Annotated in this window: 19 protein-coding genes; 11 read left to right on the top strand and 8 right to left on the bottom strand. The window is 39.1% G+C overall.

Annotated features, from left to right (window positions below):
* Position 1 precedes the first annotated feature (1 nt).
* Both thrA and H5090_RS17380 read right to left on the bottom strand, forming a co-directional pair.
* A complete protein-coding gene (gene thrA, locus H5090_RS17375) occupies positions 2 to 2419 on the bottom strand; it encodes a bifunctional aspartate kinase/homoserine dehydrogenase I (RefSeq protein WP_138489567.1) in 2418 nt (805 codons plus the stop codon).
* Positions 2420 to 2647: 228 nt separating this feature from the next.
* Complete coding sequence (locus tag H5090_RS17380; protein WP_039490418.1) at positions 2648 to 3016, bottom strand: response regulator; 369 nt, start codon at positions 3014 to 3016, stop codon at positions 2648 to 2650.
* 355 nt (positions 3017 to 3371) lie between these two features.
* Here H5090_RS17380 and H5090_RS17385 point away from each other — a divergent pair, with 355 nt between their 5' ends.
* A complete protein-coding gene (locus H5090_RS17385; RefSeq protein WP_182696314.1) occupies positions 3372 to 5141 on the top strand; it encodes a sensor histidine kinase in 1770 nt (589 codons plus the stop codon).
* A gap of 461 nt (positions 5142 to 5602) precedes the next feature.
* Positions 5603 to 6520, top strand: coding sequence for a recombination-associated protein RdgC (gene rdgC, locus H5090_RS17390; protein WP_002962662.1), 918 nt, complete (start codon positions 5603 to 5605; stop codon positions 6518 to 6520).
* A 356-nt stretch (positions 6521 to 6876) separates the two neighbouring features.
* Here the strand turns inward: rdgC and H5090_RS17395 are convergent, their stop codons facing one another.
* Positions 6877 to 7113 (bottom strand): YgjV family protein, encoded by a 237-nt coding sequence (locus H5090_RS17395; RefSeq protein WP_002962663.1) that lies wholly within the window; start codon positions 7111 to 7113, stop codon positions 6877 to 6879.
* A 287-nt stretch (positions 7114 to 7400) separates the two neighbouring features.
* Here H5090_RS17395 and H5090_RS17400 point away from each other — a divergent pair, with 287 nt between their 5' ends.
* Positions 7401 to 8057 carry a Crp/Fnr family transcriptional regulator gene (locus tag H5090_RS17400; protein ID WP_002962665.1) on the top strand — a complete coding sequence of 219 codons (657 nt, stop codon included), beginning with the start codon at positions 7401 to 7403 and terminating at the stop codon, positions 8055 to 8057.
* Positions 8058 to 8105: 48 nt separating this feature from the next.
* On the opposite strand, the gene H5090_RS17405 is transcribed toward H5090_RS17400, so the two are convergent.
* Both H5090_RS17405 and pepB read right to left on the bottom strand, forming a co-directional pair.
* Positions 8106 to 8672 carry a phosphoribosyltransferase gene (locus tag H5090_RS17405; RefSeq protein ID WP_002962666.1) on the bottom strand — a complete coding sequence of 189 codons (567 nt, stop codon included), beginning with the start codon at positions 8670 to 8672 and terminating at the stop codon, positions 8106 to 8108.
* A 183-nt stretch (positions 8673 to 8855) separates the two neighbouring features.
* Positions 8856 to 10151 (bottom strand): aminopeptidase PepB, encoded by a 1296-nt coding sequence (gene pepB, locus H5090_RS17410; RefSeq protein WP_002962668.1) that lies wholly within the window; start codon positions 10149 to 10151, stop codon positions 8856 to 8858.
* 123 nt (positions 10152 to 10274) lie between these two features.
* Between pepB and sfsA the strand changes: the two genes are divergently transcribed.
* From sfsA to H5090_RS17450, 8 genes are all read left to right on the top strand, one after another.
* Positions 10275 to 10994: a DNA/RNA nuclease SfsA gene (sfsA, locus tag H5090_RS17415; protein ID WP_182696315.1), complete on the top strand. Its 720-nt coding sequence runs from the start codon at positions 10275 to 10277 to the stop codon at positions 10992 to 10994.
* A 308-nt stretch (positions 10995 to 11302) separates the two neighbouring features.
* Positions 11303 to 11746, top strand: a complete 444-nt coding sequence (gene dksA, locus H5090_RS17420; RefSeq protein ID WP_002962671.1) for an RNA polymerase-binding protein DksA — start codon at positions 11303 to 11305, stop codon at positions 11744 to 11746.
* 20 nt (positions 11747 to 11766) lie between these two features.
* Positions 11767 to 12711 carry a tRNA glutamyl-Q(34) synthetase GluQRS gene (gene gluQRS, locus H5090_RS17425; RefSeq protein ID WP_182696316.1) on the top strand — a complete coding sequence of 315 codons (945 nt, stop codon included), beginning with the start codon at positions 11767 to 11769 and terminating at the stop codon, positions 12709 to 12711.
* A 78-nt stretch (positions 12712 to 12789) separates the two neighbouring features.
* Complete coding sequence (pcnB, locus tag H5090_RS17430) at positions 12790 to 14271, top strand: polynucleotide adenylyltransferase PcnB (RefSeq protein WP_002962675.1); 1482 nt, start codon at positions 12790 to 12792, stop codon at positions 14269 to 14271.
* A 4-nt stretch (positions 14272 to 14275) separates the two neighbouring features.
* A complete protein-coding gene (folK, locus tag H5090_RS17435; RefSeq protein WP_002962677.1) occupies positions 14276 to 14761 on the top strand; it encodes a 2-amino-4-hydroxy-6-hydroxymethyldihydropteridine diphosphokinase in 486 nt (161 codons plus the stop codon).
* Positions 14762 to 14791: 30 nt separating this feature from the next.
* A complete protein-coding gene (gene panB / locus H5090_RS17440; protein ID WP_002962679.1) occupies positions 14792 to 15586 on the top strand; it encodes a 3-methyl-2-oxobutanoate hydroxymethyltransferase in 795 nt (264 codons plus the stop codon).
* A complete protein-coding gene (gene panC / locus H5090_RS17445) occupies positions 15586 to 16434 on the top strand; it encodes a pantoate--beta-alanine ligase (protein WP_024597167.1) in 849 nt (282 codons plus the stop codon). Before panB ends, panC begins: the two co-directional genes overlap by 1 nt.
* A gap of 33 nt (positions 16435 to 16467) precedes the next feature.
* A complete protein-coding gene (locus H5090_RS17450; RefSeq protein ID WP_024597166.1) occupies positions 16468 to 16704 on the top strand; it encodes a hypothetical protein in 237 nt (78 codons plus the stop codon).
* 70 nt (positions 16705 to 16774) lie between these two features.
* Here H5090_RS17450 and H5090_RS17455 read toward each other — a convergent pair whose 3' ends face one another.
* The 3 genes from H5090_RS17455 to phoB form a co-directional block, all read right to left on the bottom strand.
* Complete coding sequence (locus H5090_RS17455) at positions 16775 to 17743, bottom strand: PstS family phosphate ABC transporter substrate-binding protein (RefSeq protein WP_002962686.1); 969 nt, start codon at positions 17741 to 17743, stop codon at positions 16775 to 16777.
* Positions 17744 to 17858: 115 nt separating this feature from the next.
* Positions 17859 to 19166 carry a phosphate regulon sensor histidine kinase PhoR gene (gene phoR / locus H5090_RS17460; protein ID WP_182694011.1) on the bottom strand — a complete coding sequence of 436 codons (1308 nt, stop codon included), beginning with the start codon at positions 19164 to 19166 and terminating at the stop codon, positions 17859 to 17861.
* A gap of 65 nt (positions 19167 to 19231) precedes the next feature.
* On the bottom strand, positions 19232 to 19921 hold the full coding sequence (gene phoB, locus H5090_RS17465) for a phosphate regulon transcriptional regulator PhoB (protein WP_006791869.1): 690 nt from the start codon (positions 19919 to 19921) through the stop codon (positions 19232 to 19234).
* Positions 19922 to 20764 lie beyond the last annotated feature (843 nt).

Genomic DNA, 20764 nt, shown 5'->3' on the forward strand with positions numbered 1-20764 from the left:
CCTAGCGCGATAGTGTTTTTAAAATATCAGCAAATACACCCGCTGCTGTTACTTCAGAGCCGGCACCATAACCACGAATTACAAACGGACGTGGCTGGTAGTATTGGCTTAAAATAGCAAGCGCGTTTTCGCCATCGCGAATTACATTAAGCGCATGTTTTTCATCAACAGCCTCAATACCTACTTTACAGTGACCTTCTTTAATTGTACCTACATAACGAAGTACCTTTCCTTCGCTCGCAGCACTTTGAATGCGGTCATTAAAATCAGCATCTAGGCTTGGTAGTTTTGCCATAAACTCATCAACGCTATCACCTTGTGCAAAACCTTGTGGTAATACTGACTCAACTTCAATATCGCTTAGCTCCAACTTCATACCGGCTTCGCGAGCAATGATCAGTAACTTACGTGCTACATCGGTACCCGATAAATCATCACGAGGATCTGGCTCAGTAAAACCGCTTTCTTTAGCTTTAATAGTTGCCTCAGAAAGTGATAAACCATCTTGAAGTGCACCAAACATATACGAAAGTGAGCCTGATAAAATACCGCTAAACTCTAGTAACTCATCACCGGCACCAAATAATGACTGCAAGTTATCGATTACTGGTAAACCTGCACCAACGTTAGTTTCGTATAAAAATTTACGATTATTCTTTTGCGTAGCAGCTATTAAATCTTGGTAATACGTGTATGAGCTTGTTGTCGCTTTTTTATTAGCTGCAACCACATGAAAACCTGCATTTAAAAAGTCTACATACTGCGCAGCAAGTGCATCTGAAGATGTACAATCTACTAATACCGGATTCACTAAGTGGTTTTGCTTAACAAATTGCTCTACTAATTTTAAATCAAATGCTTGCTCAGATGAGGCCAATTTTTGCTGCCAATCACTAAAAGCGATGCCTTCGTTATCAAGGTGTAATTGACGAGAGTTAGCAACACCATACAAGTTAAGTTTAATATTACGCTTTTCAAGCCAAGCTTGCTGACGTTCAAGCTGATTAATAAGCTCTTGCCCTACTAAGCCACAACCTAGTAAAAACACATCAATTGACGGCACATGCGTGAAAAAGTTTTCATGGCATATTTTTACAGCGTCATTACATAACTCACCATCAATTACCGCAGAAATAGCACTTTCTGTAGAATCCTGTGCAATTGCCACAATATTTACTTGCGCTTGTGCAAGCGATGCAAAAAACTTAGCCGCTAAGCCTCGGTGTGCGCGCATGTTGTCGCCCACTAAAGTAACAATGGCTAAATTACGTTGTACTTGTACAGGCTCAATAAGCCCTGCTTGTAATTCAAGCTCAAATGCAGTTTGTAGCGCATCGAGTGCAAGTGCTAGGTCTGTTTCGTGCACACAAAAACTAATACTAAATTCACATGATGATTGCGTGATCAATACAATTGATACGTTATCGTGAGCAAGCGCGTTAAATACCTTAGATGCCATGCCTACTTTACCTTTCATGCCTGGGCCTGAAACAGTTAACATTGCAAGGTCTTGTAAGCTAGAAAGCGCTTTTACGGGCTCATCAGATGAATAATCGTTACCAATTAATGAGCCTTGTGCGTCTGGGTTATGCGTATTTTTAATTTCACATGGCACGCCTGCTTTAGCACACGGTAAAATTGTTTTTGGGTGAAGTACTTTTGCACCAAAGTAAGAAAGCTCCATCGCCTCTTTATAAGATAAAAAATCTACTTTAGTGGCTTTTTTAATATAGCGAGGATCAGCGCTATATACGCCATCAACGTCAGTCCAAATTTGGCAAATCTCAGCTTCTAAACATGCCGCAGCAATAGCTGCTGAGTAATCTGAACCATTACGGCCAAGCGTCGTAAGCTCACCTTTATCATTACTCGCCGTAAAACCAGGCATAATATAAATAGTTGCAGGGTTTTCTTTAAGCACAGCTTGAAAGCGAGCTTTACTTGCCACTAAATCAGCTTCTGCATCAATGTAGCCACCAGTTGAAGCAATACAGCTTGTTGCTTCTAAGTACCTTGCATCTTGTGAGCTCAATAAAGCCTGCATTAAAGAAACGCTAACGCGCTCTCCAAAGCTAATTACAAATGCGCGAACTTGATCAGGGCAACACTGTATAAGCGACACGCCATCTAATTTATTTTTAAGCTCGCCTAGGTCTGGCCAGCTTGTAACTACTACGCCACTTTTTTCAACGTCAGCTTTTAAGCCTTCACAACGACTCGCTAATGCTTGCCATTGCTGCGAAAAATCTAAGCCTTGCTCTGCAGCACTTGCAAGTGCAACTAGCGAATCGGTCATTCCACCTGGAGCAGAAAGCACCAATAACATTTCATCTTTTAACTGTGCTTTAACTAACTGAGCTACCTGTTGTAAGCATGCATAATCGGCAAGTGAAGACCCACCAAATTTTAAAACTCGCATTGTTTATGTTCCTCATCCCATAAAACGAAAAAAGGCCTGTGTTCTAAGTGAACACAGGCCTTTAAATTTGTTGCACCGACCTATGCCACTATCCAGTAAGAATGATGGTTGTAATAATAATGGTCAGTACGCGATTAATTGTTTTCATATGTTAAGACTGCCTTAACAAAGGCTATGCTGTCAACCCTAAATCAAAAGATAAAACAGCCTTTTTTAACATGAAAAAACCTAATGAATGCCAAATTTATGCAATATTTCATTCAAGCTTGATTTATTAATAGGTTTATCAATAAAATCAATTGCGCCAAGTTGGGCGACTCGTTGCTTCATTTTTTCCTGTATATCAGCAGAAATAACCAACACAAAGCACTCTATTTTTTCTGTTTTTATAGTTTCAAGTACTTGTATACCATCAACCTCTGGCATGGTGAGGTCTAGGCACAGTAAATCAAAGTTTTGTGCTCTTAAAAGATCGAGGGCGTTTGCTCCATTTATAGCTTGTTGTATATCTGCGTCTATACACTCATTTAAACACCGCACGACTTGTTTACGAGCAACAGCAGAATCATCACAGACTAATACAGAAAATTTCATCATGTTTACTACTACACAACCATCAAAGTTATTAAAAGACCATCTTTCTTTGCACACAGGACACTTTAACACGCATCTAAATACTTAGCGCATTAATAATTCAATGTAATGATAAATATAGAATTAACTCATTTAAATATGATTAACGAAACTAAATTCTAATCAAACTTACAAAACTTAACGTCTAACAAATTTACTAATTCATAGCTGAGTTTAATTACATTAATACTACATACCTACTTAATTAGATTTATCTTATCAAATTTTAACTTTTTTATTTATTTTTAGAGGTTTATTGACTAACTTTTAAATTACAATAGTAACGTTACAAAAATAACAAAGGATGAACAAGTCACTCATGTTACAAAAAAGCCTTTCTAAGAAGCTGCTAACAAGCGTTTTATCCGTTTATTTTTTGCTTACCTTCGTAGTGACTTGCGGACAGGTGCTTGCTGAATATCTCAATACTAAAGACTATATACGTGATGAATTAAGTACATTACAAAAAACCTTTAGTCGTAGCTTAACACGTGCAATTTGGGAGCTTAATACCAAGCAAACAATTACAACAGCAGAAGGTTTACTCGCCATTCCCATGATTGAAGGGATTATTGTTCGAGACGACAGCGGCGAAATTATTTCACAGTTAGGGCGCTCGCTCGACATACATAAGCTATATAACCAACAGTTAGTACAAGAAGAAGCTATTTTAGAAGACGCGAAATCCGGTCTGTTTGGTTACACCTTTCCACTTATTTTTGAATTTTCTGGCCGTGCTACCCAAGTGGGCGACGTTACCTTGTTCTCTAGCCGAGAAGTTGTTTTAAGCCGAATTATGGTATCAATCTACTTTTTGATTGGTAATGCGATGATTAAAACTACCTTTTTAATCATTTTATTTTTAATGGCATTTAGAAAGCTTCTTACAGATCCCTTAGCTGAGCTTACTGAGCAACTAGAAAACCTAGAATTAGATGAGCTAGAAGGGCAACACATAGAAATAGAAACAGAGGAGCATAACGAACTAAAAGTAATGGAGCAGTCGTTTAACAAACTAATAGATAAAGTGGTTCAGTACAGAAAAGAGCTTGAGCACACCCAAAAAGAACTTATTATTAGTAACGAAAAGCTCGATCATCACAACATACAACTTGAGCAAGACGTAGCCCGTAAAACATCAAACTTAAGCCAAGCAATGATGGAATTACAACAGCAAAAATACGAACTTGAGAAGCAAAAAATTGTGCTCACTGAAGAAATAGACTTACGCCGCAGCACAGAGCAAGAGCTAATTACAAAACAAACTGAATCTCAGCGTTATATAGAGGAATTAAGCCTTGCACAGGAACGTTTATTAGGCACAGAGAAGATGGCCGCACTAGGCGGGCTCGTGGCGGGTATTACGCATGATATTAACACCCCTATTGGTATAGGTGTAACGGCAATATCGTTTTTGCAAGAACGCTTAAATAAACTCGAAAGTGCTTATAGTGAAAAAACACTTTCACCAAAAGCACTAGAAGAATTTATTAACGAAGCAAAACAAAGTACAAGCTTGTTAACCACTAACTTAGATAGAGCCTCAGAGCTTATTGCTAGCTTTAAGCAAATAGCGGTCGATCAGGCCAGTGAAGCTGTAAGAACTATTAACTTTAAAGATTACACTAACGAAGTAATACGCTCACTGCATCCAAAACTAAAAAAGACATCCCATACAATAAAATTAGAATGCCCTGATGATTTAGTTTTAAATTTACCGGCAGGCGCCATCAGCCAAATTTTTACTAACTTAATTATGAATTCACTCATTCATGGCTTTGAAGGTAAAAGCAACGGTGTGATGGATATCAAAATAAGCGCAGATAACACTAACTTAACGATTGATTACAAAGATGACGGTAACGGAGTTACCAGTGAGCAATTGAAAAAATTGTTTGACCCATTCTTTACGACTAAACGCGATGAGGGCGGAAGCGGATTAGGTACCCATATAATGTTTAATTTAGTTAAACAAACTCTTAGTGGATCTATTGATGCAACGAGTGAACCTGGTAAAGGTCTGCGTTACTATATTCAATTTCCAAAGAACATGGCTAAGCCAATGCCTATTTTTGATAAATATGAATAAAAAAGTATATGTATTAAATTATTAGGGCGTGTTGATCTTTGGTGGTTGAATTTGCAGCAATATGTTTGGTTTTTAGGCAAGGCAGAGCCTATGTAGTGTGGTTATCCCCCATAAATAGGCGATAACGCAGCATAAATACCAAACATGCGCTGCCCTTTGAGCTCGATCTAGGGACGATTAACTCTTTGTTGCCTACATGGATGTAGGTAAGGGGCGTGAGCAGGACCCGGAAGCTTTGCTCGGTTTTTACTTATTCTTACATGGGTGTAAGCCAGTAGGGTAACGCAGGAGCAGTTACTTAGCCCACTAGGTTACAAACCTCGCGCCGCGATTTAATCTTCCTTGGATTGAACAAATTTCAATCCATAAAGTTCAACACGCCCTAGTAACAAATCAGTCATTTCGAGATGCTGTTTTTATTGCTATGATTGGACAAATTTTTCAAATGGATCAATTCCCCTATGTGGTTTAGTAACCTTATTTGTTACCGCTTTAAGCAAGACGTTTCATACACCCAAGAAGATTTTGATAAAGCATTAGAGCAAGATTTATTTCGCCCATGTACTGGTCAAGAGCTTGCAACATTTGGTTGGACGAAAGCGTTTGGAAAGCATGGCGAAACACTATCGCATTTTTCTCAAAAAAGTATTTTAGTTTGCGCAAAACGTGAAGAAAAAGTACTCCCTGCTTCTGTTATCAACGAACTAGTTGCTGAGAAAATTGATCAGATAGAAGCCGAAGAAAACCGCCCTGTTAAAAAGAAAGAAAAAGACGAATTAAAAGAAAACATTCTTCATACTCTTCTACCCCAGGCATTTAAAAAGTCGAGCTTACAATTTGCCTTTATTGACCAAGAAAATGGCTGGGTGGTTGTAAATAGTGGCAGCTTTAATAAAGCTGAAGAGCTACTGGCACTACTTCGTAAATCGTTAGGAACGCTCCCAGTTGTACCTGCGTTTGCTAACTACGACCTAGATGTATTCTTAACTGATTGGTTAACTAACTTTAGTACACCAGAAGGCTTTGCTATTGGCTCTGACGCTGAGCTTGAAGAAGCTGACGACAGCGGTGCACAAGTAAAACTAAAAGGCCATGATCTGGCATGTGATGAGGTTAAATCGCACTTAGAAAGTGGTAAACGCGTAACTAAACTGGCACTTGATTGGCAAGAACGCCTTAAGTTTATGCTGCAAAACGATGGCTCTATCAAGCGTTTAAGTTACTCTGAAACTCTAAAAGAAGAGAACGCAGATATTCCTAAAGAAGATATGGCTTTAAAACTTGATGCTGACTTTATTTTAGCTTCTGAGGAAATAAAGCAATTACTTGAAGAACTAACCGCTGGCTTAGGTGACGTTGAAGATTTAGAAAAAGCGTAAATACCACAACCTACATAAATATTTAAGCGCTTTGAAGCTTTAAATAGATTCATATATAAGCAGGTTGGTATAACAGATAAAAAATCCGATAGCAGTTTACTGCTATCGGATTTTTTAATGGAATTTTTAGAAGCACTTATTTATATATTTGTTATCCGCGAACAGAATTTAGCTAACGTTCGGCGTATTAAAACCTAAGGTAATCATCTTTTAAGTAAGAGCTTACAGCAAGGTTCAAAGAAAAGTTATGTAGAGTGATATGAGATTATCTGTATTCACTTCAAGCCGGAATGCACAAAAAACTGAAGTTTTGATTTTAATTGAAATCATTAACTTATTTGTGCAGATAACTTATTTTAGCTTTTAGCGTCTTCAACTTTAGGTTGGCGATATATTTTTATAATGTGGTATAAATTTACAAGCGACAATAAGCCGTTGGTAAAAATAACAGGTACTGCGCCAATGGCAACACCGTATGCAGTAAATACAATACAACCGAACATGTTGTACCAACGCAGTTTTACTACATCTGTCATTGTTAACGATGCAACCAATAAAGCTGATGCAATATAGCCTAAATATTCCCAACTCAATTGTTCTCTCCTAGCCTTTAGGTTAGCATTACATGTACTGCTAACTTATGGCACTTATAAGTATTGCAAAGTTACAACAAAATAAAAAAGCTAACTTGCTTAAAAACCTGAAAAAGTTTGCCGGAAAACACCAGCAAATTCTTAAATCATTACACGGGAAATGAAGGTAAAATAATACTATTAGCAAAGCTAATAATATTAGTAGCAAGTTAGCGTAAATTCTTAGTGTCTTAATGCTAACGTCATTAAGATGTAATAAATAGGACAAATGTCCGAAGAGCACATTGATGTTTCAATACCATTTTTCTAGTTACCTTGTTGATCAGCTTTTAACCTTTGCCGGTAGTAGCTATCAACAATCAAAAAAAGAAGTTCTGATCCATCAAGATCAGCCTTTAAGCAAGCTTGTGCTTGTACGCAGTGGCACTGTGTCGTTTAGTTACGACGTAGGTAATGGACGACGCCTGCTGTTAGGACAATTGGATTGTAACAACACCCTTATTGGTGAAATAGAAGCGCTAAATAATAATCCGTGTATTTATACGGTAACGTGCTTTAGCGATGTAACTTATAATCTTATTGAATTAAGACATTGGCGTGCTCTGCTGCTTGAAAAACCAGAACTGAGTTTATACACCGCACAAACTATTGCGGCTAAATTTCAGGAAAACCAAAAAATCAATTTAGATAAGCTACTACTACCATTGAGCTACAACATAGCCAAAGATTGCTTACTAAGGGCCGAGAACAACAACCCTACGCTACTTAGAGCCTACCCAACTGTAAATGCTGAAGCCGAACGTTTTGCTACCACTGAGCGAGCTTACAGACGTGTTGTTACAGAACTTGTCGAAAAAGGCTTGGTACTTAGAAGTAACGATGGCTTACAAGCAGTCGATATACCAAAGCTAAGTGAATACGTAGATAGCTTTGCTCAGCTTTAAAATAAAAAAAGGCCTTAACGGCCTTTTTTTATTTATACAAATTACTGATTACTTCTCTAGCAAAATGTCATGAATTTTCACAAGATCAGATTTACCTGCAATAATTTCATCCGGTGTTAAACCCGATAGTTCATGCGGGAACACTAACCACTCTTCAGACTCATGAATATAATAATCTGGAACAGTGTCTACTTTTGAGTTTTTTGGCTTGTAGTACGGACATGCAATACGAATATCACGTGGCAAGTTTAAGCGCATAAGCTCTGAAAGCTTTTCTTTTAATGCAACAATACTACGACCAGAGTCAAATACATCATCAACAATTAATAATGAGTCGCCTGCATTTGCGTTCTCAACAATGTAATGCAAACCGTGGACTTTAATTTCTTTAGATTGTTTACCAATACCGTAATAAGACGATGTACGTACTGCAATGTGGTCAGTCTCAATGCCTTTATAATCGTAATATTCTTGAACAGCAATACCGATCGGTGCACCACCTCGCCAAATACCAATAATAAAATCAGGACGAAAGCCATCTTGGTATACTTGTGCCGCTACGCGGAACGAATCTTCAAGCAGCTGTTGAGCTGTGATGTAGCACTTATCTGACATAATTAGAAACCCCAGTGGTGGATATAAGATTTGAGCGCAGCTTAGAGTTAAGCAAAAATTAAACTCAAACAGGTATTGGCAACGGATTTTACCGCAAATGAAATAAAATTGCTTGCCTGTAAATTAAAAAATAGGCACCCATAGGTGCCTATTTTTAGTGTAAAAAGCATAATTTAGTAAATATTATGCTTTTTCTTGTAGGGTACGAGCAACCGTACGCATACCTTGGGTTGTTGCGCCCGCTGCCCATTGGCTTGTACTGCCCATGTTAAAAGCAGCCGCTAAATCTATGTGCACCCAGCCTTTGCCATCGTTTGGCACAAAGCGTGATAAAAAGCCTGCAGCATTCGATGCACCGCCGTAACCGCCACCCTTTTGTGCACGGCTATTTGCCGTATCAGCATAAGGAGATGGGCAGTTTTGTTGATGCCATTTTTCAAGAGGAAGTGGCCAAGCAGCTTCCATTTCTTGAGATGCAAAACTTTCAACTTCACGTGCAAGTTCTTTATCAAGTGCAAATAATGCATTGTACTCTTGGCCAACAGCAACAAGCGCTGCTCCAGTTAGTGTTGCTGCATCAATGATAAGTGGAGCGCCAGTCTCTCCTGCTGCCATTAAGCCATCAGCAAGTACTAAGCGACCTTCAGCATCCGTGTTTACAATTTCAACTGTTGTGCCATTTTTATAAGTAAGAATGTCACCTAATTTGTATGCATGACCCGAAATTAAGTTCTCAGCACAACATAAAAACAGCTTAATACGTTTTTCAATACCACGGTTAATAGCCAATGCTAAACCTGCTGTTACTGTTGCAGCGCCGCCCATGTCGCACTTCATACCAAGCATACCTTCGCTTGATTTAATTGAGTAACCACCTGAGTCAAACGTAATACCTTTACCTACAAGCGCAGCACTTACTGGTGCATTTTCGTCGCCTGTTGGGTTGTAATCAAGCTCAAGCAATACTGGTGGGCGAACACTGCCGCGACCAACTGCATGAATACCAATCCACTGTTGTTCTAGTAACGCATCACCTTTAATAATTTGGTAACTTACGTGTTCAGGCGCTAATGATTGAATAAACTCAGCTGCTTTTTCAGCTAGGCTTTCTGGGTAAATGTCATCGGCAGTACCGTTAACCATTTCACGTGCCCAAATTGCTGACGTTTTTAAGTGAGCAAGTTCTTTAATATCTGATTGTGCGTTATCAACAAACTCAACACCGTTTAACGATTTTGGTGTTACAAAGCCTTGGTAAAAAGCCCACTGGCTTTCTGTACACCAAGTATCACCTGCTAATTCAACATTTTTAACGCCTTGGCTTGCAATAGTACGGCCTGCTTTTTGAACATTTTTTAATGTGTCTTGCTCAGATAAATGAACAGTTGCACCGCGCTCGTTAAAAGACAATGACGCATTATCGCCCCAATGACTCGCTGCTGCTTGTTCGCTTAGTTGAACAACAAATTTTTCACTCATGTTAGAATTCCCTTGCACTTAAATGTGCCACCGAGTTTACTATAGAGCGCTTAAGTTCCCAACAGCTTGAGATAAATAACATAAATCACACTGCTGAGCAGTGTTTACGCTTTGGAAGTTATTATGAAGTACACGCCAGCGCTGCAACCAGCCATATTATTAAAGCGCTACAAACGCTTTTTAGCTGATTTACAATTAAGTGATGGCAGCGAATTTACCGCCCACTGTGCAAATACAGGTAAAATGACGGGATGCGCTGAGCCAGGCTTTACTGCTTTTTATTCAACAAGCGATAACGCAAAACGAAAATACCCGCATTCATTAGAACTTACGCAAAATAACTTATCGCAGCTTATTTGTGTAAATACAGCGGTGGCTAATAAAGTAGTTGAAGAAGCAATAAACAATAATGTGATAAGCGAGCTACTCGACTACAGTCAATTGCAAAGCGAAGTTAAGTACGGCAGCGAAAACAGTCGTATCGACTTTTTACTCACAGACGAAAATAAGCCCAATTGTTATGTAGAAGTTAAATCAGTCACATTATTAAGCGAAGATACACCACAAAGCGGGCAAGGCTACTTTCCTGATGCGCAAACAGTGCGTGGACAAAAGCATATTCGCGAACTAATAGAAATGATCGAACAAGGCCACCGAGCAGTATTACTGTTCGCTGTTTTGCATGAAGGAATAAATACCGTAAGTGCAGCTGCGCATATTGATAAAAAATACGCCACGTTATTAAACCAAGCAATAATAGCCGGTGTTGAAGTATTAGCATACAAAGCCAAAATTTCAGCTAATGGAGTCTTACTTCATAAAAGAATAGCATTTATAGAATAGTGTAATAAACCAAGAGATTGAACTAAGCGTAATTTACAAAGCACTCTAATTATAGAAAGTGGTAAAAAGTGAATTATAAAAATTAACTTGCTTTTGAAGCTTTTGCCCATATAACAAGGCAAGTTTTAGAAAGCGAATATGTGAATTAATTAAAAGTGTAAATAAACTATTAATACACTTTTTTACTCAGTAAGCATGGTTGAAGCTAATTCGATTAATTAAAAATAAATTTGCCTAGGGTATAAGATTCTGTTATTTATACCGCCGGCTAATGCTGAGGCATTAAATTAAGGATTTAGGAGAGAGTTATGCCAGACCAAAAGAAACATGGTTTATTGGCTCAAGCCGGTTTAGAACCATACCAAGAAAAACCAGGCGAAGAGTACATGAATGATGCACAACGTGCTCATTTTAGAGCAATTTTAGAGACTTGGCGTAACGATTTACGTAACGAAGTTGATCGTACTAAATCGCACATGCAAGACGAAGCTGCTAACTTTCCTGACCCAGTTGACCGCGCTGCACAAGAAGAAGAATTCTCTTTAGAACTTCGTACTCGTGACCGCGAACGTAAATTAATCAAAAAAATTGAAAAAACAATTAATTTGATTAAAGAAGATGATTTTGGCTTTTGTGAGTCTTGTGGCATCGAAATTGGCATACGTCGCTTAGAAGCACGTCCTACTGCCGATTTATGCGTAGACTGTAAAACACTTGCAGAAATCAAAGAAAAGCAATCTGGACGCGGCTAATTAAAACTTATTAGTTAGTTATGTCTCCTACAGCCGTTACTGCGCCTATGTGTAAATATCGCGGTCGTTTTGCGCCGTCTCCTTCTGGGCCATTACATTTTGGCTCACTTGTAGCGGCTGTGGGTAGCTACCTAGATGCAAAAGCTAATCAAGGAAAATGGTTAGTTCGTATAGAAGACATTGACACTACGCGCGTGGTTAAAAACGCCGACTCCGATATTCTAAATACCTTACAAGCCTACGCCCTTTATTGGGATGAACCTGTTGTATACCAAACACAGCGTCTGTCTTTATATCAAGATATTACCCACTCTCTTTTAGAGCAAAACCTTGTTTATGGTTGCACCTGTACTCGAAAGCAAATAAAAGCCATTGGCGGTATTTATCAGGGGCATTGCAAAGCACTTAATCATCATACTCAATCCGGCGCGCTTCGTTTAGTTCAGCAACATCCAACGACTCAATTTAGTGATTTAATTCAAGGTGATATATCGGTAAATAGTGCATTATCCCACGAAGATTACTTAATTAAACGCAGTGACGGTTTATTTGCATATCAACTTGTTGTGGTCGTCGATGATATCGATCAAAGGATAAATCGAATTGTAAGAGGCGCAGATTTAATTGAACCAACAGCTCGGCAAATTAGTTTGTTTAAACAACTCGACAGCCCTGTACCTGAATTTGCTCATTTACCTTTAGCGGTTGCCAAACCCGGTTTTAAACTATCTAAACAAAATTATGCCCCCGCCATTTGTAAGCAAAATCCAAAGCCTGCTTTAATTAGCGCTTTTGAATTTTTAGGGCTACCTGTTATAGCTGATTTAAGCGACTTAAATATAGAACAATTAATCGATTGGGGAATTAAAAAGTTTAGCTTAAAACAGGTCCCCCAAGTATCCGAAATACAAATTTCTCAACATCCACATAGCCAGAAAGTCCAATTTACACATTTAAGTAAATAAAATAGCTAAAAACGGCTTAATTTCAACACATCAACTTAATTTTTAAACCCTGCTGGTATATGATAGCCGCCTAAATATATGCTAATTACGTCAAACAGCTTGTACTGGGTTATAACCGCCCTATTTGCTGTAACTTTTGATTGCGATGCAGAGTCAATCACACCTTCTAGGAGACAGACTATTATTTCCAAGCTTTTTCAATTTTGCCGACAAATAATCGGCCCGAATACCAGTGCCGAAAGCGCTTCTGTAAGCAGTGAACCTATTGTTGTCACTCGTGGTGAGCATGGTATTTCTCGCAAACAATTTAGCCCAAATGCAATCAAAGTATTATACCGCTTAAAAGACGGTGGCTACGATGCCTACCTTGTTGGTGGTTGTATTCGCGATATATTGTTAGGCCAACAGCCAAAAGATTTTGACGTAGTTACTAATGCAACTCCAGATCAGGTAAAAAAACTATTTAGAAACTGTCGCCTGATAGGTCGTCGCTTTCGTCTAGCACACATTGTATTTGGCCGTGAAATTATCGAAGTGGCAACAATGCGTGGCCACCACGAAGCGCAAGAAGACAAAAATCAAATAAGCCAATCAAGCAATGAGGGCCAACTACTACGTGATAACGTATTTGGCAGTATTGAAGAAGATGCAGAGCGCCGCGACTTTTCAATCAACGCACTTTATTACTCAATTAAAGATTTTAGTATTCACGATTACGCCAACGGCTTAGCGGCAATTAAAGCTAAACAAATCGAGCTTATTGGCGACCCTGAAACGCGTTACCGCGAAGACCCTGTTCGTATGTTACGTGCAGTACGTTTTGCCACTAAGCTTGATATGAGCATTGCGCCTAAAAGTGAAAAGCCAATTAGCGAGCTTGCAAGCTTGCTTGATAACATTCCGCCAGCTCGTTTATTTGAAGAAATTCTTAAACTGTTTTTAAACGGCAAGGCCGAAGCTAACTTTTTAATGCTGCGTAAATACGGCTTATTCCGCTCACTTTTTCCTGAACTTGATAAAATTTTAGATAAAAACCCAAGTGGCTTAGAGCACACGCTTATTCAGCAAATGTTTCAAAATACCGACAAGCGTATTAATGCCGATAAAAAAGTAACACCGGCGTTTATTTTTGCTGCCCTACTTTGGTTCCCACTGCTTGAGCGCACTAAAAAAATTCAAAGCCAAGAGCAACTATCTGAATACGATGCTTTCGCACAAGCAATGAATAAAGTACTAAGCGATAATTCACAGCATATAGCTGTTCCTAAGCGCTTTACTTTAGGTGCTCGCGATATTTGGCATATTCAGCACCGCTTAGATAAACGTGCTGGCCAACGTGCATACAGGCTAACGCAACAGCCTCGCTTTAAAGCCGCTTACGACTTTTTATTATTACGCGTAGATGCAGGCGAAACTCAGCATACAGAGCTTGCTCAGTGGTGGACACAATACTTAAGTAAAGATATAAACGGCCAAAAAGAGATGGTTAAAAGCTTAGGTCATCAAGGTGGTCCTAAGCCGCGAAAGCGCCGTCGCCCTACTAAAAAGCCAACTGAGTAATAACATGCATTGTGTTTATTTGGGTTTAGGTGCCAACCTAAACTCACCAAAAGAGCAGCTTGATAACGCGATAATTGCGCTTAAAAAGCTGCCTAATTGTGAATTTGTAAACGTATCGCATTACTATGCAAGTAAGCCTATGGGCCCACAAGATCAACCAGACTATATCAATGCCGTAGCCTGTATTAAAACGACCCTTGATCCAGAGCAATTACTTGATTTAACACAAAGTATTGAGCTTGAGCATGGTCGAGTAAGAAAAGCTGAGCGTTGGGGTCCGCGCACACTTGATATCGATACCCTATTATTTGATGATCAAATTATAAATACGGCGCGCTTAACCGTGCCTCATTATGGTTTGAGTGATCGCGAGTTTGTGGTTTACCCACTATTAGAGCTTGCACCTGAACTTATTTTACCTAGCGGCATTGCATTAAAAACCATTGCAAATAACTTACCGCTCAACGACTTACAACAATTACCTCTGTAATTAACCTAGGCTTTTGCCTGCGAGGATATTATGTCTAAAATAACCGTTTCTACTTTAAATAAAATGAAAGCAGAAAATAACAAAATTACTGCATTAACAGCCTACGACGCTAGTTTTGCAAAGTTATTTCATGATAACGGCGTTGAAGTTATTTTAGTGGGCGACTCATTGGGCATGGTACTACAAGGCGGCGATGACACCCTTGGCGTAACAAATCAAGATATTGCATATCATACCCGCTGTGTACGCGCTGGTAGCCGCGAATTATTTGTAATTGCTGACTTACCTTTTATGACCTACTCAAGCGTTAGTGATACCTGTAAAAATGCAGCTGAGCTTATGCGCGCTGGCGCAAACATGATTAAACTTGAAGGCGGAGAGTGGCTTTACGAGAGCATTAAAGCACTCACTCAACAAGGTATCCCAGTGTGCGGGCATTTAGGCCTTACACCACAGTCAGTTCATGTATTTGGTGGCTTTAAAATACAAGGTCGCGAAGAAGATAAAGCACAAAAAATGATTGATGATGCGAAAGCACTTGAAGCTGCTGGCGCGCAATTATTAGTACTTGAGTGTATTCCAAGTGCCCTGGCAAAACGCATTACAGACGCTTTAAGTATCCCAACTATTGGTATTGGTGCAGGCAGCTTAACTGACGGCCAAATACTGGTAATGCATGACCTGGTTGGTATTTCGGCAGGTTACATTCCTAAATTTTCTAAAAACTTTTTGCTCGAAACAGGCAATATGCCTGCAGCCGTTCAAAAGTATTGTACAGATGTTAAAAGTGGCGCATTTCCAAGCGCTGAACATGAGTTTAAATAATGCAATCAATAACTGAAATCAGATCGTTACGTAGTCAAATTAAAGCATGGCGCCAAGCAGGTCTTAGCGTGGCGCTTGTGCCAACAATGGGCAACTTGCACCGTGGGCATTTTTCGCTAGTAGAAAAAGCAAAAAACTTGGCCGACAAAGTCGTTGTAAGTATTTTTGTAAACCCAATGCAATTTGGTGCTAACGAAGATTTAGATAACTATCCTCGTACGCTAAACGAAGACAAACAAGGCCTTGCTGAACTAGGCACTGATATTGTATTTACCCCAAGTGTAGAAACAATCTACCCTAACGGACTGGGTGCACAAAGCTTTGTAGATGTACCTGACATTTCATTAGGCTATTGCGGTGGCTCACGTCCAGGTCACTTTAGAGGTGTTGCAACAATCGTAACTAAGTTATTTAACTTAGTGCAACCAGATTACGCCTGCTTTGGTGAAAAAGATTTTCAGCAACTACAAGTAATCAAAACTATGGCACGCGACTTATCAATTCCGGTTGAAGTCATTGGTGTACCTACAATGCGAGAAGTTTCTGGCCTTGCTATGAGCTCACGTAATGGTTACTTATCTGATGATCAAAAAGCGACTGCAACCGTATTATTTAAAGCCCTTAATACGTGCGCTGAGCAACTTAAAAGTGGCGAGAAAGACTTTGTAAAACTTGAAAGCTTAGCTAAACAAAGTTTAGAGAAAGCAGGCCTAAAACCAGACTATTTTGAGATTGCTCAACGAGATACATTAAAAACTGCTACAATCGAAGATACTCAATTTGTTATTTTAGCCGCAGCCTATTTTGGTGGTGTTAGATTGATCGACAATATCCAAGTCGAAATTTAATATTATTGCGACTCCATTTTAAGGATAAGAAGCATGCACACTTTAATAAAAACAAGCGTAGTCGCCCTTACTTTTGCACTATTGGCAGGTTGTCAAAACCAAGTTGAAAACCCTGAAATGAATCAGTGTGCTCAACAAAACTACCAGTGTGAAAGTAGTTGTGAACAGCAAACAACTGCTGAGGGCTTAAAGCAACAAGTATGCTCTGGCAAATGTGTTGAGAGCTATAATCAATGTAAAGCACAAGCCGAAAAATTAGGTAATATTTAATTCCTTAAAGTTTTTAGTTTTAGGCACAAAAAAACCGCTCAATGAGCGGTTTTTTATTGCTTATAGTTTATTAATTTAAACCAAGCTTCTTAAGTTCTGTTTCTACTAGCTTTGCAGAAAGTGGTACATAACCATCTTTTTCTACAATTTGCTGACCATCTTTTGAAAGTACCATTTTTAAGAATTGCGCTTCCATTGGAGACAACGGCTTGTTTGGGTGCTTATTCACATAAAGGTATAAAAAGCGAGATAATGGATATTTACCTTGTGCAACGTTATCAAGTGTTGCATCAACAAAGTTATCGCCTTTTTTAGCTAGCGGTACTGTACGTACGCCCGATGTTTTATAACCAATACCTGAGTAACCAATTGCATTTAATGAAGATGAAATTGACTGTACTACTGATGCAGAACCCGGTTGCTCATTTACGTTATTACGGAAATCACCTTTACAAAGTGCTTTCTTTTTAAAGTAACCATACGTACCTGATACTGAGTTGCGTCCGTAAAGTTGCACATCTTTAGCTGCCCAATCACCTGTTAGACCAACATCGCTCCAACGGTTAACTTGTTCTGGTGCGCCACATTTACGAGTAGATGAAAAGATAGCATCTACTTGGTCAATACGAAGACCTTCAATTGGGTTATCTTTATGTACAAATACAGCAAGTGCATCAATAGCTACGCGAACTTCTGTTGGCTTGTAACCGTAACGTTTTTCGAACGCTTCGATTTCTTTAGATTTCATTTTACGGCTCATTGGACCTAGGTTAGCAGTACCTTCGGTAAGTGCCGGTGGAGCAGTAGAAGAACCTGCTGCTTGAATCTGAATATTTACATTTGGGTAAATACGTTTGTACTCTTCAGCCCAAAACGTCATCATGTTGGCTAAAGTGTCAGAACCTACTGATGAAAAGTTGCCTGAAACACCACTAATTTTTTGATACTCAGGAATATTTTGGTCTAGAGCAACTGCTTGTGCAGATACGAAAGTTGTAACAGCCACACCCATTGCGGCAACTAAGTTTTTAAATTTCATGTAGAGTTCTCCGGTTTGTTCGTTCCATTTTCTAACTGCTGCCCACTCTAAAGTGAGTACATGACAGTTACATTACTCTTAAATGACACTTTTATGACTTGACCTATTAGCTTAATTATTTAGTCAGCGAAACTATCTTATCTATTGAAAATTCAAAAGAAAAACACGATCCTTTGTTAACTTCACTGCGAATATTTAATTTACTATCATGGCGAGTTAACACATGTTTTGTTATAGCGAGCCCTAAGCCTGAGCCACCTGTTGTTCTACTGCGAGCTTTATCAACACGATAAAAACGCTCAGTTAATCGGTTAATATGCTCAGGCGCAATACCATCACCATTATCGGTAACACTAAAACACGCTTTATTGTTTTTGCGCTGCCAGCAAACTTCTACTTTACCGCCTGGTTTTGTGTAATGAATCGCGTTGAATACTAAATTAGAAAACGCACTACGCAGTTCATCCTCAGAGCCTTTAATATCAAGGGTTTTATCAATATCAAAAATAAGTTCGTGGCCTTTGTCTTGATTAATTGAGTTTGCTTCAGTGTGAATATAACCAAGTAATTGCGGTACATTTATAGCTTTATCGTTGTCTTGGCGCCGTGCACCTTCAATACGCGAAAGCGATAATAATTGGCTGACTAAGCTATCCATGCGCTTACATTGTTCAAGCATGGTATTTTGCGCTTTGTTCCACATTGCTGGCGGCGGCATCATGTCGCCATCCATCATCTCAAGATACCCTGTAACCACTGTAAGCGGTGTACGTAGTTCATGCGATACATTGGCTACAAAGTCTTTACGCATCTGTTCAAGCTGTTTTAAGCGCGTTACATCACGTACCACAACCATAAGTTGCGTACTTGCATATGGCATTACCCTAAACTCAAGCACCTGCTCAATACTGTGACCGTTATCCAGCTCAAGCGCCTCGTCAAATTCGCCTTTGTGCATGTATTTAGCAAACTTAGGTTCGCGAATTAAATTATCAAGGCGCTGACCATGATCGGTAGGCCACTGCAAACCAAGCACTTTAAGGGCTAATTGATTACACCACACAATACTTAAATCGTTTTGTAATACCACAACCGCATCAGGTACCGCTTCAGCCCCATCGCGAAAGCGACGAATTAAATCTGCAAGCTCATTACGTTTTTTACGATTACGGTGCTGGAGATGGTAAATACCTTCGAACACTTGCTCCCATGCACCCTCCCCCTCTGGCGGATTAAAGCTGCGTTGATTAAGTAGCCAATCGCTCAAACGATAAAGTTGATGGTAGTGCCAAATAAGGAGGGAAAAAGATCCTAAAAATAAAAGCAAAAATGGCGCGCCAACCAGCACACCAATTAATAGTAAGGGTAAAAAATAGATAAACAGGCGTTTAACTAACGCCTGTTTATTAACAACTCGATACATACACTCACTTTACCTTAGAGTAGTAATACATGCGTATTTTACACATTAGCTAAGTTTTAAGCTGATCACAGCTTACTTGAAAAACGATACCCAGCGCCACGTACTGTTTGCACCAAACGGTCATGTCCAAGTGGGCCAATTGCTTTACGCAGGCGACGAATGTGCACATCAACCGTGCGATCTTCTACGTAAACGTTAGTTCCCCACACATGATCAAGCAGTTGTTCACGGCTATAAACACGCTCTGGGTGAGTCATAAAAAAGTGCAGTAATCTAAATTCGGTTGGCCCCATATCAAGCTCGTTACCTTCTGAGGTAACACGATGCGAAATAGGGTCTAAACGCAGGCCATGTACTTCAATAGCTTCTTCTAATGAGGTTGGCGATACACGACGAATAACCGCTTTAATACGTGCCATAAGCTCTTTAGGAGAAAACGGCTTAGTGACGTAATCATCTGCACCTACTTCAAGGCCGCGTACTTTGTCTTCTTCTTCGCCGCGAGCTGTAAGCATAATAATTGGGATTTGGCGGGTGTGTTCGTTTTGCTTAAACTTTTTAGCAATTTGAATGCCGCTTCCACCTGGTAACATCCAATCAAGTAAAACCATATCTGGGTAAGGTTCAACCATAGCTGCAATAGCAGAGTCGTAATCTTCTGCTTCAATTGCTTGAAATCCATTTTGCTCTAAAACAAAAACCAACATCTCCCTGATAGGAGCTTCGTCATCTACGACTAGTACTTTACGTGACATTCCAATTTATCTCTTACGCTATCGAATTAGTTTTCATTATTATGACTAAGTATGACATTTTTATGAAAGTGTAACGTGTAAATTAAAATGGTGGTAAAAAAAACACAAATTAGTGACAAAAAACCTCATTAACGTCATATTTTTAAAACCTTTTTAATATTTAACGTAATAAAAAGAGATTTACGATAAATTTATGTAATAGCTAACTTTTTGAAATTATCTTTTTTGTATCGCTATTTAAACCACTAAACAATATTAAACTAGCTGGGATCATTGTTTTACTAACCAAGACATTTTTACAGATCGATCGTTTAAAAGTAGCTTTAAAGCCATTTTAAAATCAACAAACCCGCCTGTGTACCAAACAATACGTTCAAAAATAGATCTAAATTTTACTAAGCCCCAAATAAAGGATCAGATTTTTACCAAGCCGATCCCCCCTCAGATCAGAGTTGTACCTAGTCAAAGCCATAAGTTGTTGATTGTTTATACAAATAAATAACGATCAAATTATCTCAGAGCCCGAAATAGCATTAAAGTGTATTCGGCTTAGTAAAGTAATGATCCGAAAAAGGCTGTGTTAGTAAATGCGTGATCCCAAAATTCCGCGTTGGTAATGCAGTGATCTGATCAAAAAACCGTAATCTGTAATATAAAAAGGGCTGACATTAAAAAAGCCAGCAACAAAGTTACTGGCTTAGGGCCTGTTGACCTTTCTGGATTAAAATTTGTTCAATCTAGGGGCGATTTAATCGCGGCGTGAGGTTTGTAACCTAGCGGGCTAAGTAAAAACCGAGCAAAGCTTCCGCGTCCTGCTCACGCCCCTTACCTACATCCATGTAG

This window comes from Pseudoalteromonas sp. SR43-5, assembly GCF_014163835.1.
In the GTDB taxonomy this organism is placed as follows: Bacteria; Pseudomonadota; Gammaproteobacteria; order Enterobacterales; family Alteromonadaceae; genus Pseudoalteromonas; species Pseudoalteromonas distincta.